Raw genomic sequence first — 16632 nt, 5'->3', positions numbered from 1 at the left:
CTGGTTTGCGAAAAAAAGTCGGCATTATCCCAAGGAACAAGGCGCTAGCAAGGACTGACCCGACTATTTCTATTGAGTTCATTTCTCAATTGCTGCTTCTGGACTTAATCTGTGGGCGCAAAATCGAATTTCTTCAGGAACTGCGGACGTGACAGACGAGACGACGGAAAACGAAAGCCCGGCGCAAATCCGACGCACGGCGCTGTACCTGACCCTGGCCCAAGTGCCCGAGGGCAAAGTGGTGAGTTATGGACAATTGGCCGAGTTGGCAGGGTTGGGGCGCGCGGCACGCTGGGTCGGGCGCACGCTGAGCCAGTTGCCCGGCGACACCAGGTTGCCTTGGCACCGCGTGCTCGGTGCCGGTGGTCGGATCAGTCTGCCGGCGGGAAGCCCATCGGGGGATGAACAACGGGCGCGTTTGCGCACCGAAGGCATTAGTATCCTGAACAATCGTGTTGATATTCAGCGTCATGGCTGGCGCCCGGTAGAGCACAGCGGTTAGAGTGCGCGCTTTGTTTCCGTAATCTTGAGGCAGACTCCAGCCCATGCCCCGTAAAACCTGGCGCGCCGCGCTCGCCGCCTATGCCAGCCCATCAACGCTTGTGCTGTTGTTGCTTGGTTTCGCCGCCGGCCTGCCCTACATGCTGGTGTTTTCGACGCTGTCGGTCTGGTTGCGCGAGGCCGGTGTGGCCCGCGAAACTATTGGCTATGCAAGCCTGATAGGCCTGGCCTACGCCTTTAAATGGGTGTGGTCCCCGCTGCTGGATCAATGGCGCCTGCCATTACTCGGCAAGCTCGGTCGACGCCGCTCCTGGCTGGTGCTGTCCCAATCGCTGGTGATCCTCGGCCTGATCGGCATGGGTTTCTGCGACCCGCAAAAGCATTTGTCCTGGTTGATCGCCATCGCGGTGATCGTGGCTTTCGCGTCGGCGACCCAGGACATTGCCGTCGACGCCTATCGCCTGGAAATCGCCGAAGACAGTCGCCAGGCGGCGCTGGCCGCCAGCTACATGTCCGGTTATCGCATCGCCGCGCTGCTGGCCACCGCCGGCGCGCTGTTCTTCGCCGAAGGCTTCGGCTCCACGGGTTTCAACTACCAACACTCGGCCTGGGCCGGCACGTATGTGCTGTTCGGTGCGCTGATGATCCCCGCACTGCTGACCAGCCTGTTCATGCGCGAGCCGCCGGTGCCGTTGCGCACTCAGTTGCAGGCGGGGCGCTACAGCTTTGCGCATCAATTGGCCTCGGTGTTTGTGCTGATCGTGCTGCTGGTGTCGGTGCCGGCCATGTTCACCCAGCTCTACAACACGGATTTCGCCGCCGTGCTGTTCCAGGGCGAGAGCCTGCTCGACCTGCTGCTCGAAGACCGCGCGTTCCTGCGGGCCATCCTCTATATCACGCTGACCGCCCTGTGCCTGTCGGCCATGGGCCGCCGTGGCCTGGCGCCGGTGCTGACGCCGGTCAACGACTTCATTCTGCGCTACCGCTGGCAAGCGTTCCTGTTGCTCGGCTTGATCGCCACCTACCGGATGTCCGACACGGTCATGGGCGTGATGGCCAACGTGTTCTACATCGACCAGGGCTTCACCAAGGATCAGATCGCCAGCGTCAGCAAGATTTTCGGCCTGATCATGACCCTGGTGGGCGCCGGCATGGGCGGCCTGCTGATCGTGCGCTTTGGTATCCTGCCGATCCTGCTGATCGGCGGTATCGCCTCGGCCGGCACCAACCTGCTGTTCCTGATGCTCGCCGACATGGGCGCCAACCTGAACATGCTGATCCTGACCATTTCCCTGGACAACTTCAGCTCGGGCCTGGCGACATCGGCGTTCGTCGCGTACCTGTCGAGCCTGACCAACCTCAAGTTCTCCGCCACCCAATACGCCCTGCTCAGCTCGATCATGCTCTTGCTGCCTCGCCTGATCGGCGGCTACTCCGGGGTCATGGTGGAGAAATTCGGCTATCACAACTTCTTCCTGATCACAGCCCTGCTCGGCGTGCCGACCCTGCTGCTGATCGCGCTGCACTGGTTCCAGGAGAGTCGCAAGGCCGGCCCGACGCCGACGCCCGAACCGCTCCAGACACCGGCCGTGGAAGAGTCATAGGAAACGTCCCGAATGGCGGGAGGTTTCCCGCCATCAAGCCACACCGCCGGCCGCACTTCTGTACGTCAGCAGATCTCGCCCGTACAATGCTCCGTCATTTCTCGTCATCAGCAACCGACAACGGCCAACCATGCGCACCAGTCAATTTTTGCTTGCCACACAGAAAGAAACGCCTTCCGATGCCGTCGTAATCAGCCATCAGCTGATGCTGCGCGCCGGCATGATCCGCAAACTCGCCTCGGGCCTGTACACCTGGCTGCCCATGGGTTTGCGAGTGATGCGCAAGGTCGAAGCCGTCGTTCGTGAAGAAATGAACGCCGCCGGCTCGCTTGAAGTGTTGATGCCGAGCACTCAACCGGCTGAGCTGTGGCAGGAATCCGGGCGCTGGGAAGAATACGGCCCGGAATTGCTGCGCTTCAAGGATCGTCACGGTCGCGACTTCTGCGCCGGCCCGACCCACGAAGAAGTGATCACCGACCTGATGCGCAACGAGTTGAGCAGTTACAAACAGCTGCCAATCAACGTGTATCAGATCCAGACCAAATTCCGTGACGAAATCCGTCCACGCTTCGGTTTGATGCGCGGTCGCGAATTCATCATGAAGGACGCCTACTCCTTCCACGCAGACCAGCCGTCGCTGCAGATCACCTACGATCGCATGCACCAGGCTTACTGCAACGTGTTCACCCGTCTGGGCCTGAAATTCCGCCCGGTTGAAGCCGACAACGGCTCCATCGGCGGTGCCGGCTCCCACGAGTTCCACGTACTGGCCGAGTCCGGCGAAGACGATATCGCCTTCAGCAACGGTTCCGACTACGCCGCGAACATCGAGAAAGCCGAAGCCGTACCGCGCGAAACCTCCCGCGCCGCTCCGGCCGAAGAGCTGCGCCTGGTCGACACCCCGAACGCCAAGACCATTGCGCAACTGGTCGAAGGCTTCAATCTGCCGATCGAAAAAACCATCAAGACCCTCGTGGTTCACGCGGAAGAGAAAGGCAAGCTGATTGCCCTGATCATCCGTGGCGACCACGAGCTGAACGAAATCAAGGCTGCCCAACAGCCAGGCGTTGCCAGCCCGCTGGTCATGGCCTCGGAAAGCGAATTGCGTGACGCGATTGGCGCCGGTGCCGGCTCCCTTGGCCCGTTGAACCTGCCGCTGCCGATCATCATCGACCGTTCGGTCGAGTTGATGAGCGACTTCGGCATTGGCGCCAACATCGACGACAAGCACTACTTCGGCGTGAACTGGGAGCGTGACCTGCCGGTTCCGACCGTGGCCGACCTGCGTAACGTCGTGGCCGGCGACCCAAGCCCGGATGGCAAGGGCACCCTGGAAATCAAGCGCGGCATCGAAGTCGGGCACATCTTCCAGCTGGGCAACAAGTACAGCAAAGCGATGAAGTGCGAAGTGCTGGGCGAGAACGGCAAGCCGGTGACCCTGGAAATGGGCTGCTACGGCATTGGCGTGTCCCGCGTGGTGGCTGCGGCCATCGAGCAGAACAACGACGCCAACGGGATCATCTGGAGCGACACTCTGGCACCCTTCCAGATTGCCCTGGTACCGCTGCGCTACGACAACGAGCAGGTTCGCGAAGCCACCGACACGCTGTACGCGCAATTGACCGCGGCCGGCTTCGAAGTGCTGCTGGACGACCGCGACAAGAAAACCAGCCCGGGCATCAAGTTCGCGGACATGGAGCTGATCGGCATTCCGCACCGGATCGTGGTCAGTGACCGCGGCCTCGCCGATGGCAATCTGGAATACAAGAGCCGCACCGAGGCCGAGGCGCAAGCCCTGCCGGTCGCTGACGTGCTGTCCTTCCTCCAGGCCCGAATCCGCCGCTGACACCAGATAGAGAAGTCATGTTCAAGCGAAACACCTTAGGCCTCGGTGGTGCCGCCCTGTGCGGCACCCTGCTGGTCAGCGGCTGTGCCAATCAGATGTCACAACGCAGCGAGCACGAGGAACGGGTCGAGCGCAAATTGCTCGATCACAGCCTGCAGATCGATGTCGGTGAGCCCAAGGTCCTTGAGCTGCCGCAACGTCGGGTGAAAATCCACGAGCAAAAGACCTTCGAAGTCACTGAATTCGAAGTCACGCGTCACTACGACCGCTACACGCCTTACCAACCCTGGCGGGAGGTCTACGAGATCCCGCTGGGCATGGTGGCCGTGGTGGCCGGTGTCGGCGCGAACGTGGTCAACGTGTTTGCCCTCGGCAACTTGCCGGACAGCGTGACGAAGGATTGGCTGAGCTACGGTGTGGCCGGGATCAACCCGTTCATGAACGTGCAGTCTCACGGTCGTGCCCAGCAAAACCTGGCCGGCATCGATGAAGTCCAGCGCGACAAACGCACGGAATACTCGAGCCTGCCCTGGAGCGAGCGCCCGGTGCAGGTCAAGGCTGGCAAGGAAACCTTCGAGCTGACCACCGACAAAAACGGCGTATTGCGCCTGAACCTGTTGGACAGCCCGTTCGCCGAACATGACATCAATCATCTGAGCCGGCTGTTGATCACGGTCGAAGATGCCCAGGACGACGTGCACACCGACTCGTCCCTGGCGGTCAGCAGTGGCTTGCGCGGCAAGTTGCTCGAAGCCCACGGGCTGATTTACGACGACCTTGAAGACGATGAAGTGAGCCAGTGGGTACACCGGGTCAAACGCCTGTCGGAACTGGGTCTGGAAGAAGAAGCCAGCGAGCTGGAACAGAGCCTGATCGAACTGACGCGCAACGATCCTGAGCTGCAGACCGAATTCCTCAAGTCGTTGACCCGGGATGCCGGGCGACTGGTGGCGGATCCGAACCCTAATTAAAAACAAAAGCTTCGCGGGCAAGCCTCGCTCCTACAGGATTTATGTCGTACGCGAAATCGCGTTCAACCTGATACCTGTAGGAGCGAGGCTTGCCCGCGAAGAGGGCCTGACATTCGCTACAAAAACTACCGTTCAAACAACTCCATCTGCTCAAACCCGCCCCGCAAATCCTCCAACCGCACCCCGACCCCCAACAACCGCACCGGTTTACCGCCGCGATTGAACGCCTGGGTCAACAACAACTGATAGCTGCCCAGATCCCGCCCTGCCCCGGCCTGCTCCAGCGTGGTTTGGGTGAAATCGTGGAATTTCACTTTGACGAACGGCTTGCCCGGCCGATAGCTGCTATCGATCCGCGCCATGCGCCCGGCGAGGGTTTCCAGTAGCTCAGGCAGTTTATCCAGGCAACTCACCAGGTCCGGCAGATCCACGTCGTAGGTATTTTCGACGCTGATGGATTGCCGACGGTTGTCGTTGTGCACCAGCCGCTCATCGATCCCACGGGCCAGGCTCCAGAGTCGCTCACCGAAACTGCCGAATTCGCGCACCAGCGCCAACTTGTTCCACTCGCGCAGCTGCGAACAATCAACGATGCCGAGCCTGCCGAGTTTGTCGGCGGTGACCTTGCCCACGCCGTGCAGCTTGCTCACTGGTAAACCACTGACGAAGTCTTCCACCTGATCCGGGGTGATGACGAACAAGCCGTTGGGCTTCTTCCAGTCACTGGCGATCTTGGCCAGGAACTTGTTCGGTGCCACGCCCGCCGAGACGGTGATGTGCAACTGATTGGAGACCCGACGGCGGATGTCCTGAGCAATCCGCGTGGCGCTGCCGCCGAAATGCGCGCTGTCCGACACGTCCAGGTAGGCCTCATCGAGGGAAAGCGGCTCGATCAGGTCGGTGTAATCGCTGAAGATCGTCTGAATTTCCTTCGACGCTTCTCTATAAGCATCCATTCGCGGCTTGACGATGGTCAGGTCCGGGCACAGCTTCAAGGCATGCCCGGACGACATCGCCGAACGCACGCCGTAGGCCCGCGCTTCATAATTACAGGTGGCAATCACCCCACGCCGGTCCGCCGACCCGCCCACCGCCAATGGCTTACCGGCCAGGCGCGGGTCATCACGCATCTCGATGGCGGCGTAGAAACAGTCACAGTCGACGTGGATGATTTTGCGTTGGGTCATATAAAAGCGGTGTTCATGGCAAGGAAATGACGTAATGACGAGCCGGATCGGCAGTATCTCACTGGCACCTGTATATAGCACCAGTACTCTGAATGTTCTTTTCCCCCGCAGGAAAAGTACCAGTTGAATTTATTTTTTCAATCGTAAAGCCTCACCCGATAGAGCTTAAAGCCTTGCCACACCGACCTTGCAGCCAATCACCCAGCTCTAATTTCAAGCTAAGCGATTGAACGGGAAGAGGTTTTCTCTGAGTTGAAGGTTGACAGATCGCCGATCCTCTGTAGAATGCCGACACACAGACGCGGGATGGAGCAGTCTGGTAGCTCGTCGGGCTCATAACCCGAAGGTCGTCGGTTCAAATCCGGCTCCCGCAACCAAATATCAAGAAAGGCTACTCGAAAGAGTGGCCTTTTTTGTGCGCGTCGCTTTTGTAAATACTGGATAGGAAAGAGCAGGTAACGGCTGACGGTGCAGAAACGAGAAATCGTTCCGATTCCGCAACTTAAGTCTCCCTAGCGTCCGTTCGCCGCTCAATTTACATTTATTTGACCCTATTCAGGATTAACGGTGGACACTCAGGCGTTCGCCTGTAGAATGCCGCCACACAGACGCGGGATGGAGCAGTCTGGTAGCTCGTCGGGCTCATAACCCGAAGGTCGTCGGTTCAAATCCGGCTCCCGCAACCAAACATCAAGAAAGGCTACTCGAAAGAGTGGCCTTTTTTGTGCGCGCCTCTTTTATAAATTTGAATAGAAACGAGCAAGTAACAGCTGGCGACGCAGGAACAAGAAATCGTTCCTATTCCGAAACTTAGGCCTCCCCCGCGACCGTTCGCCGCCCACTTACGCTTATTTGACCCTATTCAGGATTAACGGTTGACACTCCGTCGTTCGCCTGTAGAATGCCGCCACACAGACGCGGGATGGAGCAGTCTGGTAGCTCGTCGGGCTCATAACCCGAAGGTCGTCGGTTCAAATCCGGCTCCCGCAACCAAACATCAAAAAAGGCTGCTCGAAAGAGTGGCCTTTTTTGTATCTGTTGAAAAAGTCCTTTCGCAACAATGATCTGTCACTGTGCAGTGAACCGTTCAGGATCACCGAGGCTGTGAGTTCAGACTATGCTCTGTGCCAGGCAGGCCCTCTAAGACCGATGACGCGCCATCGCCTCGAACCGGCGAGAAGCGTTAATATTTGTGATTATTTTTTTCTACAGGGATTGGTAACTTGGCTCGATACCTCCATCCTGTCGCGCACAATCCAAGAGGTGATTGATGCGCGCCAACTCGTCTGATCCACAAGACACCGTCACAGCGACACAACCTATCAAGGCCGAGCGTTTGCGCCTGCTTGATCTGGTCAGCAAATACCGCCAACCCATCGGTCTTGCGGTCACCTTGCTGTTGTTCGCTATCGCGCTGATTGCCTGTCGCCATTTATTAAGCGAACTCGATCTGTATGCGCTCCACGATTCGATCCTGGACGTGCCAAAACCGGCATTGATTGGCGCACTGGGCGCGACCATCGTCGGCTTCATTATTCTGCTGGGCTACGAATGGTCCGCCAGCCGCTACGCCGGCGTAACCCTGGCGCCACGCACCCTGGCCCTGGGCGGCTTCACCGCGTTTGCCATCGGCAATGCCATTGGCCTGTCGATGCTGTCGGGCGGTTCGGTTCGCTACCGTCTATATGCACGTCATGGCCTCGGGGCTGCGGACGTTGCGCACATGACGTTGTTCGCCAGCCTCTCCCTGGGCTGCGCCCTGCCCCCGCTGGCGGCACTGGCGACCCTGAGCAATCTGCCCGCCGCCTCCGCCGCACTGGGCCTCTCGGAGACCTTGCTGGGCGTGATTGCCGCCGCGGTGTTGCTGCTCACGACCGCACTGGTCGTCGGCATCTATCGCCGTCGCCTGCCAGAGCAGCCTTACCCGGATAATCTGCTGGTCAAGGCTGGACGCCGCACCCTGCGCCTGCCGGGCCGTCGCCTGACGCTTCTGCAACTGGTGATTACTGCCCTGGACGTGGCCGCCGCCGCCACCGTGCTTTATCTGTTGCTGCCGGAAGCCCCACCCTTCGGCGCCTTCCTGCTGATCTATCTGCTGGCCCTGGCCGCTGGCGTGCTCAGCCATGTGCCCGGCGGTGTCGGGGTGTTCGAAGCCATTCTGCTGGCCGCGTTCGCTGACACCCTCGGCGCTGCACCACTGGCCGCTGCGCTTCTACTGTATCGCCTGATTTATGTGGTGCTGCCGTTGCTGGTGGCCTGCGTGTTCCTGCTGATCAACGAAGGCCAACGGCTGTTCCAGTCCCGGCAGTCACTGCGGGCGGCCTCAGGTTTGGCGGCACCGATTCTGGCGTTGCTGGTGTTCCTGTCCGGCGTGGTGCTGCTGTTCTCCGGCGCGACCCCGGAAATCGACACGCGCCTGGAGCACATCGGCTTCCTGATTCCGCATCGCCTGGTGGATGCCTCGCACTTCGGCGCCAGCCTGATCGGCGTGCTGTGCCTGTTGCTGGCCCAGGGTCTGCGTCGTCGCCTGTCGGCCGCGTGGATGCTGACCACCATTCTGTTGCTGGTCGGCGCCCTGCTCTCGCTGCTCAAGGGTTTCGACTGGGAAGAAGCTTGCCTGATGACCCTGACGGCGAGCCTGCTCGGGGTGTTCCGCCGCTCGTTCTATCGCGCCAGTCGCCTGACCGAACTGCCGTTCTCGCCGCTGTATCTCGTCGCCAGCCTGTGCGTGCTCGGCGCGTCGATCTGGCTGCTGCTGTTTGCTTATCAAGACGTTCCGTATAGCCATCAACTCTGGTGGCAGTTCACCCTCGACGCCGACGCGCCCCGTGGTTTGCGTTCGCTGTTGGGCGCTGCGGTGTTGCTGGTGGTGGTGTCCCTGACCTGGCTGCTGCGCACCGCGCGCCCGATCATTCACCTGCCGACGCCGGACGAACTGGATCGCGCGGTAAAGATCCTCATGGCTTCGTCGCAACCCGACGGTGGTCTCGCCCTGACCGGCGACAAGGCGCTGCTGTTTCACCCCAATGATGAGGCGTTCCTGATGTACGCCCGCCGTGGCCGCAGCCTCGTGGCGCTGTACGACCCGATCGGCCCGACCCAGCAACGGGCGGAGATGATCTGGCAGTTCCGCGACCTCTGCGACATCCATCATGCCCGTCCGGTCTTCTATCAAGTGCGCGCCGAGAACCTGCCGTACTACATGGACATCGGCCTGACCGCGATCAAGCTTGGCGAAGAAGCCCGGGTCGATCTGCTTCGCTTTGATCTCGAAGCCAAGGGCAAAGAGATGAAAGACCTGCGCTACACCTGGAACCGTGGCACCCGTGACGGCCTGTCGCTGGAGATCCATGAGCCGGGCCACGCGCCGATGGATGAGCTCAAGGTGATTTCCGATGCCTGGCTGACCGGCAAGAACGTGCGCGAGAAAGGCTTCTCCCTCGGCCGTTTCAGCGATGACTACCTCAAGCATTTCCGCGTCGCGGTGATTCGTTTCGAAGGGCGCCCGGTGGCATTCGCCAACCTGCTCGAGACCTACAGCCATGACTTGGCCAGCCTTGACCTGATGCGCGCGCACCCGGACGCCCCGAAGCTGACCATGGAGTTCATGATGGTCGGCCTGATTCAACATTATAAAAATCATGGATACGCCAAGTTCAGCCTGGGCATGGTGCCGCTGTCGGGTCTACAACCCCGTCGCGGCGCACCACTGACCCAGCGCCTGGGCTCGATGGTCTTCCGCCGTGGTGAGCAGCTCTACAACTTCCAAGGCTTGCGCCGCTTCAAAGACAAATTCCAGCCTGACTGGGAACCCCGTTATATGGCCGTGCCCGCCGGACTCGATCCGCTGGTTGCCCTGGCCGATACTGCCGCCCTGATTGCGGGCGGCTTGACTGGATTGGTGAAACGCTGATGATTCAACGCTCCTTGCGGTACGTACTGGCCACACTGGTAGTGCTGGCCCTGATTGTCGGTGGCGGCTACTGGTACATGAAACGCCCGGCACCCGAACCGACCCTCGAACAGCTGACGCCGGCTGATGGCGCCGCCATGACCCGGGTTATTCCGGGGACCACGCCAAAAGCCCAGGTGCTGGTGGCGGTCACGGCTGAACAAAAGCTCAGTGATCAACAACTGAAAACCCTGAGCCGCAGCGCATCGGCGCAGATTGTCCAGGTCATCCTGCCCAAAGACTGCCTGCTGCAAAGCCGCGCCCTGCAATCCGGCCTGCGGGAACTGAAAGGCCCGGCGACCCTGGTCAGCGGCATCGGCCCTGGCGCCGTGCTGGCCTGGCGCTGGTTGTCCGAGCAGAAAAACGACAAGGCCCAGGCCGTTTCGGTGGACCTGGCCCTGGAAAAACCCGGTTGCACCCACCTGCTGCCAAAAAGCGCCGCCCACGGCCATTGGCTGGTGGCCTGGAACGACAACCCGGACGACGCCAGCGCGGGCTTCGTGCGTGATCAACCGAACGCCGAAACCAGCATCAGCGACTACGACATCAACCTGCCGCAAGTGCTGAACAACGAACTGCGCAAGATCCTCGTCGGTGGCGACAAAGCCGCGGGCGGCCTGCAGATTCCGGTCGTCGAAGTCCCGGCCGGCCAGGCCAAGGACACCGTGACCCTGTTCCTGTCCGGTGATGGCGGCTGGCGCGACCTCGATCGCGACGTGGCGGGCGAGATGGCCAAGATCGGCTACCCGGTGGTCGGCATCGACACCCTGCGCTACTACTGGCAGCACAAGAGCCCGGAACAAAGCGCCCTGGACCTCGCCGAGCTGATGCAGCACTACCGCCAGAAATGGGGCACCAAGCGCTTCATCCTGACCGGTTACTCGTTCGGTGCCGACGTCCTGCCAGCAATTTACAACCGCCTGGCGGAATCGGAACAGCAACGGGTCGACGCCATCATCCTGCTCGCCTTCGCCCGCACCGGCAGCTTCGAAATCGAAGTCGAAGGCTGGCTCGGCAACGCCGGCAAAGAAGCCGCCACTGGCCCGGAAATGGCCAAGCTGCCTGCCGACAAAGTGGTGTGTATCTACGGCGAAGAAGAAGTCGACGAGAGCGGCTGCACAGACAAGACCGCTGTCGGCGAGGCTATAAAGCTGCCGGGCGGCCATCACTTCGACGAGAACTACCCGGCGCTGGCACAGCGCTTGGTGGACATCATCGTCAAGCGTCAGGCCAAGGAAGAGGCGACGGCACAGGAGTGATCTGAGCCCCCGCCGAATAAAAAGCCCCCGCAGCTTGATGGTTGCGGGGGCTTTTTCATTCCAGCTGTCACACCACCAATCCCCTGTGGGAGCGGGCTTGCTCGCGAAAGCGGTGTGTCGTTCAACAATGATGTCGCCTGACACACCGCTTTCGCGAACAAGTCGAATCGTCGGACCGCCGCTCCCAAAGGGGATCTTCATTGCCGTCAGGAAGAAACAAAATCCAAATTCTCCATAGCGTTCTTAGTCTTTCTTGGCGTATCGAGCCCGCATCTCTTCATGGTTGACAACCGCATCGACCGGTTCAAACCTCATAAGCCGCTCCTGGGCCGCGGCGTCCAATCGCAGATCTTCATGCTCGTCCAGCATTTCCTCGTTCACATCCACGTTACAAATCATCGCGGCCTCTCCAGCCTATAAAACTCTTCGCCATCCAGTTTCATTCGCTAAACGGTGTCGCAATATCAGATGACGCCGACAGACCTTGTAGGCAAACTCCGAATCGTGGTTTTTGGGCACTTTGATGCCTTGTTGCGCTTTTCTTCGACGGGATACTCTCCGGACGTCGCTGACCATTCAGCGATCGGGCTTGGAAACCCGTCGAAATTAGTCGCAACAGCGTGCCCTTCACGATCGCAAAGTCTTTTTATTTTGCGCTCTTGAGTTATGGCGGCTGTGCGCGGGACGTCTTCGGACGTGCCGGTTTCCTAATTTCCCGGTTTTCCAACCCGCGCATAGCTGTCACCCATTCGCTTGGAAACGAATGTGACAGCCCTTCAAATTAGGAATTACATATGACTAAAGTTGATTCGACCGCGATTTCAGAACTAAAAACCATCGGCTTCACCCCCGTCATCTACTGCTCGAACCAGGCGTTATTCAACGTCCGCGCCGGCGTCCCCGTCGTTGATGCCTTGTCACAAGCCTGCGACCTGTTATTCCTCGCCAAATCCTTCGCCAAGGAGGCCGCCTACGCCAAAGACACTGACCGCCACGCCTGGGCCGCGCATTACCTGACGGCAATGGGCAAGGCCGTGATCGATGATGTGGTGAAGGTGCTGACGCCGCGACCTGCGCGGACCAAGACCGAATCGGAAGTAGAGCGGCCTGAGAAAAATTAAAGACACAAAAAAACCCCCGCCAGCCACAAGGCTGACGGGGGCTTTTTGCTAGCGCCGGTTTACATCTCCACCTGCGTCCCCAACTCAATCACCCGATTCAGCGGCAGATTGAAGAACCGCAAATTGCCGTTGGCGTTCTGCAACATGAACGCAAACAACGCCTCGCGCCAGCGGGCCATGCCTTCGAGTTTGGAAGCGATGACGGTTTCGCGGCTGAGGAAGTAGGTGGTGCGCATCGGGCTGAAGTCCAGGTCGTCGAGGTGACACAGTTTCAGTGCTTGCGGCACGTCCGGTTCGTCGACGAAGCCGAAGTGCAGGATCACCCTGAAGAAGCCTTCGCCGTAGGAGTCCACCTCGAAACGCCGGGAGGCCGGGACGCGCGGGATGTCTTCGTAGACCACGGTCAGCAGCACCACTTGTTCGTGCAGCACCTGGTTATGCAGCAGGTTGTGCAACAGCGCGTGGGGCACGGCGTCTGGGCGGGCGGTGAGGAACACGGCGGTGCCCTGGACGCGGTGCGGTGGTTGCACGGCGATGCTGCTGATGAAGATCGGCAGCGGTAAACCACCTTCGTCAAGGCGCTCGACCAGCAGTTGCTTGCCGCGTTTCCAGGTGGTCATCAGCACAAACAGAACGATCCCGGCGATCACCGGGAAGGCGCCGCCCTGGGCGATTTTCGGCACGTTGGCGGCGAAGTACAGGCCGTCGACCAGCAGGAAACCAATCGACAGCGGCACGGCGAAAATCGGCGGCCATTTCCACAGCAGCAACATCACGGCCGACACCAGCACGGTGGTCATCAGCATGGTCCCGGTCACGGCGACGCCGTAAGCCGAGGCCAGGGCGCCCGAGGATTCGAAACCCAACACCAACAGGATCACGCCGACCATCAGCGCCCAATTCACCGCGCCGATGTAGATCTGGCCCTGTTCGGCGCTGGAGGTGTGGCGAATGTGCATGCGCGGAATGTAGCCGAGCTGGATCGCCTGACGGGTCAGGGAGAACGCGCCGGAAATCACCGCTTGCGAGGCAATCACCGTGGCCATAGTCGACAGGCCGACCAGCGGGATCAACGCCCAGCTCGGCGCCAGCAGGTAGAACGGGTTGCGCGCGGCTTCCGGGTCGCCGAGCAGCAAGGCGCCCTGGCCGAAGTAGTTCAGCACCAGGGCCGGCAGCACCAGGATGAACCAGGCACGGGCAATCGGCTTGCGGCCGAAGTGGCCCATGTCGGCATACAGCGCTTCGGCACCGGTCAGTGCCAACACCACCGCGCCGAGAATCGCCACGCCCATGCCCGGGTGGACGATGAAGAAACGCACGCCCCACACCGGGTTCATCGCGTTCAACACTTCCGGGTGCTGCACGATGCCGTAGACGCCCAACGCACCGAGCACCAGAAACCAGGTGACCATGATCGGCCCGAACAGAATGCCGATGCGCGCGGTACCGTGGCTCTGGATCAGGAACAACGCCACCAGCACCACCAGCGACAGCGGCACCACCCAATGGTCGATGCCATCGAATGCCAGCCCCAGGCCCTCAATCGCCGAGAGCACGGAAATCGCCGGGGTGATCATGCTGTCGCCATAGAACAGCGCCGCACCGATCAGCCCGCAGACCACCAGCAAGGTGCGCAACTTCGGATGCCCCGCCGCCGCCCGCCTGGCCAGCGCGGTCAAGGCCATGATCCCGCCTTCGCCCTGGTTGTCGGCGCGCAGCACGAACATCATGTATTTGAACGACACGACCCAGATCAGCGACCAGAAGATCAGCGCCAGGATGCCCAACACGCCGTCATGGTTGACCGGTACGCCATAGCCGCCGGAGAACACTTCTTTAAGGGTGTACAGGGGGCTTGTGCCGATATCGCCGTAAACCACCCCGACCGCCGCGACCAGCATGCCGATCGGCTTCGCCACCGAATGCTCGGCGCCCGCCGCCTGACTACTTGCCTGCCCCATCCACAACTCCTACTACCCAGACCCGGACTTTTTATAAGAAGCACTATGCTTTGCCGTGCAGCATGCGCTGTTTTACTTAAGGTTACAGACGATTTGTTGACTGTAAAAATTCGGTAAAGCGTACCGGCGCGAAGCATAGCGCAGCACTCGTCGTATTTCCCTGCATAAAGCTGGTCAAGTGCGCCTCTCATCGCTAGAATTGCGCACTTTTTGATCAGAGGCGCAACAAAGCGCCCGTTTGTCGCCTTGCCGATCACGGCTGGAGGCGTCACAAATACCGAGGTTAGACATGTCCACCACTCCCGCCACGGCCAATCCAAAGGTTGGCTTCGTATCCCTGGGTTGCCCCAAAGCACTGGTCGACTCCGAGCGCATCCTCACCCAGCTGCGCATGGAAGGCTATGACGTCGTGTCCACTTACGAGGACGCCGATGTCGTGGTGGTCAACACCTGCGGTTTCATCGATTCGGCCAAGGCCGAGTCTTTGGAAGTGATCGGCGAAGCCATCAAGGAAAACGGCAAGGTCATCGTGACCGGCTGCATGGGCGTCGAAGAAGGCAACATCCGCAAGGTGCACCCAAGCGTGCTGGCCGTGACCGGTCCGCAGCAGTACGAGCAAGTGGTCAACGCCGTGCACGACGCCGTGCCGCCGCGCCAGGATCACAACCCGCTGATCGACCTGGTGCCGCCGCAAGGCATCAAGTTGACCCCGCGCCACTACGCGTACCTGAAGATTTCCGAAGGCTGCAACCACAGCTGCAGCTTCTGCATCATCCCGTCGATGCGCGGCAAACTGGTCAGCCGTCCGGTCGGTGACGTGCTCGACGAAGCCCAGCGCCTGGTCAAGGCCGGCGTCAAAGAGCTGTTGGTGATCTCCCAGGACACCAGTGCCTATGGCGTCGACGTGAAGTACCGCACCGGCTTCTGGAACGGCGCGCCGGTGAAAACCCGCATGACCGAACTCTGCGAAGCTTTGAGCAGCCTCGGTGTCTGGGTCCGTCTGCACTACGTTTACCCGTACCCGCACGTCGACGAGCTGATCCCGCTGATGGCCGCCGGCAAGATCCTGCCGTACCTCGACATCCCGTTCCAGCACGCCAGCCCGAAAGTCCTGAAAGCCATGAAACGCCCGGCCTTCGAAGACAAGACCCTGGCGCGGATCAAGAACTGGCGCGAAATCTGCCCGGACCTGATCATCCGTTCGACCTTCATCGTCGGCTTCCCGGGCGAAACCGAAGAAGACTTCCAGTACCTGCTGAACTGGCTGACCGAAGCGCAGCTCGACCGCGTCGGCTGCTTCCAGTACTCGCCGGTTGAAGGCGCCCCCGCCAACCTGCTGGACGCGGCCATCGTGCCGGACGACGTCAAGCAAGACCGTTGGGACCGCTTCATGGCGCACCAACAGGCCATCAGCTCGGCACGCCTGCAACTGCGCGTCGGCCGTGAAATCGAAGTGCTGGTCGATGAAGTCGACGAGCAAGGCGCCGTTGGCCGCTGCTTCTTCGATGCCCCGGAAATCGACGGCAACGTGTTTATCGACAACGGCAGCAACCTGAAGCCAGGCGACAAAGTCTGGTGCAAAGTGACCGACGCCGACGAATACGACCTGTGGGCTGAACAGATCTAAACGCAAAAAATACGAAAAGCCCCGCTCTCTTGACGAGATGCGGGGCTTTTTTACGTCTATCGTTTTGTGGAGAACGGATTCGCTTCATTCATCCATGAGAGGCAGGCGGGCATGCGCCACCATTCGGCCATCCACACACCGAAACACAGCGACTACGAAGAACTCACCCAAGTGTGGGAGGCCTCGGTGCGCGCCACCCATGACTTTCTGCCGGACAGCTACATCGAGCTGCTGAAGAACCTGGTGCTGACCCGCTACCTCGACGCGGTGATGCTGATCTGCACCAAAGACCCGCGCCAGCGCATTACCGGGTTCGCCGGCGTGGCGGCGGGCAAGATCGAAATGCTCTTTATCGACCCGGCCCATCGCGGCCAGGGCCTGGGCAAACAGTTGCTGCGCTATGCCCTCGAACATCTGCACGCCGATGAGCTGGACGTCAACGAACAGAACCCGCAGGCGCTGGGCTTTTACTTCAAACAGGGGTTCGAGGTGATCGGTCGTTCCGAGCATGACGGCATGGGCCAGCCTTATCCGTTGCTGCACATGCGCATGAAACAGGCGAATCAGCGCGTTCAACGCGGCTAAAAGCCACATGGCGCAAAT

General features: G+C 60.4%; 12 protein-coding genes and 3 tRNA genes. 12 read left to right on the top strand and 3 right to left on the bottom strand.

Annotated elements, in window-relative coordinates:
• Nucleotides 1-148 precede the first annotated feature (148 nt).
• From ACY4LX_RS07580 to ACY4LX_RS07565, 4 genes are all read left to right on the top strand, one after another.
• Nucleotides 149-502 (top strand): MGMT family protein, encoded by a 354-nt coding sequence (locus ACY4LX_RS07580; RefSeq protein ID WP_149657319.1) that lies wholly within the window; start codon nucleotides 149-151, stop codon nucleotides 500-502.
• A gap of 43 nt (nucleotides 503-545) precedes the next feature.
• Entirely contained in the window at nucleotides 546-2105 is a 1560-nt protein-coding gene (locus tag ACY4LX_RS07575) for an AmpG family muropeptide MFS transporter (RefSeq protein WP_149657320.1), read from the top strand.
• Nucleotides 2106-2235: 130 nt separating this feature from the next.
• Nucleotides 2236-3951, top strand: coding sequence for a proline--tRNA ligase (locus ACY4LX_RS07570; RefSeq protein ID WP_149657321.1), 1716 nt, complete (start codon nucleotides 2236-2238; stop codon nucleotides 3949-3951).
• 17 nt (nucleotides 3952-3968) lie between these two features.
• The gene (locus ACY4LX_RS07565; RefSeq protein ID WP_149657322.1) at nucleotides 3969-4922 is read left to right on the top strand and encodes a hypothetical protein; all 954 of its coding nucleotides are present in this window, start codon (nucleotides 3969-3971) and stop codon (nucleotides 4920-4922) included.
• Between the two features lie 125 nt (nucleotides 4923-5047).
• Here ACY4LX_RS07565 and dinB read toward each other — a convergent pair whose 3' ends face one another.
• Complete coding sequence (gene dinB, locus ACY4LX_RS07560; protein ID WP_169371333.1) at nucleotides 5048-6109, bottom strand: DNA polymerase IV; 1062 nt, start codon at nucleotides 6107-6109, stop codon at nucleotides 5048-5050.
• A 300-nt stretch (nucleotides 6110-6409) separates the two neighbouring features.
• Between dinB and ACY4LX_RS07555 the strand changes: the two genes are divergently transcribed.
• The 5 genes from ACY4LX_RS07555 (at nucleotide 6410) to ACY4LX_RS07535 (ending at nucleotide 11320) form a co-directional block, all read left to right on the top strand.
• Nucleotides 6410-6486, top strand: a tRNA-Met gene (locus ACY4LX_RS07555).
• 232 nt (nucleotides 6487-6718) lie between these two features.
• Nucleotides 6719-6795 (top strand) — tRNA-Met (locus ACY4LX_RS07550).
• Nucleotides 6796-7025: 230 nt separating this feature from the next.
• Nucleotides 7026-7102: transfer RNA gene (locus ACY4LX_RS07545), tRNA-Met, on the top strand.
• A gap of 277 nt (nucleotides 7103-7379) precedes the next feature.
• Nucleotides 7380-10022 carry a bifunctional lysylphosphatidylglycerol flippase/synthetase MprF gene (gene mprF, locus ACY4LX_RS07540; protein ID WP_463259564.1) on the top strand — a complete coding sequence of 881 codons (2643 nt, stop codon included), beginning with the start codon at nucleotides 7380-7382 and terminating at the stop codon, nucleotides 10020-10022.
• Nucleotides 10022-11320: a virulence factor family protein gene (locus ACY4LX_RS07535; protein ID WP_149657325.1), complete on the top strand. Its 1299-nt coding sequence runs from the start codon at nucleotides 10022-10024 to the stop codon at nucleotides 11318-11320. The genes mprF and ACY4LX_RS07535 overlap by 1 nt, the downstream gene beginning before the upstream one ends.
• A gap of 243 nt (nucleotides 11321-11563) precedes the next feature.
• Here the strand turns inward: ACY4LX_RS07535 and ACY4LX_RS07530 are convergent, their stop codons facing one another.
• Nucleotides 11564-11719, bottom strand: a complete 156-nt coding sequence (locus tag ACY4LX_RS07530) for a hypothetical protein (RefSeq protein WP_463259563.1) — start codon at nucleotides 11717-11719, stop codon at nucleotides 11564-11566.
• Between the two features lie 395 nt (nucleotides 11720-12114).
• On the opposite strand from ACY4LX_RS07530, the gene ACY4LX_RS07525 reads away from it, so the two are divergent.
• Entirely contained in the window at nucleotides 12115-12441 is a 327-nt protein-coding gene (locus ACY4LX_RS07525; RefSeq protein ID WP_463259562.1) for a DUF3077 domain-containing protein, read from the top strand.
• A gap of 59 nt (nucleotides 12442-12500) precedes the next feature.
• Here the strand turns inward: ACY4LX_RS07525 and ACY4LX_RS07520 are convergent, their stop codons facing one another.
• Entirely contained in the window at nucleotides 12501-14402 is a 1902-nt protein-coding gene (locus tag ACY4LX_RS07520; protein WP_149657330.1) for a potassium transporter Kup, read from the bottom strand.
• Nucleotides 14403-14691: 289 nt separating this feature from the next.
• Between ACY4LX_RS07520 and rimO the strand changes: the two genes are divergently transcribed.
• Together rimO and ACY4LX_RS07510 are read left to right on the top strand one after the other, a co-directional pair.
• Complete coding sequence (rimO, locus tag ACY4LX_RS07515; protein ID WP_123512023.1) at nucleotides 14692-16029, top strand: 30S ribosomal protein S12 methylthiotransferase RimO; 1338 nt, start codon at nucleotides 14692-14694, stop codon at nucleotides 16027-16029.
• A 111-nt stretch (nucleotides 16030-16140) separates the two neighbouring features.
• Nucleotides 16141-16614: a GNAT family N-acetyltransferase gene (locus tag ACY4LX_RS07510; RefSeq protein ID WP_463259561.1), complete on the top strand. Its 474-nt coding sequence runs from the start codon at nucleotides 16141-16143 to the stop codon at nucleotides 16612-16614.
• The last annotated feature ends 18 nt before the right edge of the window (nucleotides 16615-16632 follow it).

The sequence above is a fragment of the Pseudomonas sp. Emmai genome, from assembly GCF_055179735.1.
This window is presented reverse-complemented; position numbering and strand designations above follow the sequence as displayed.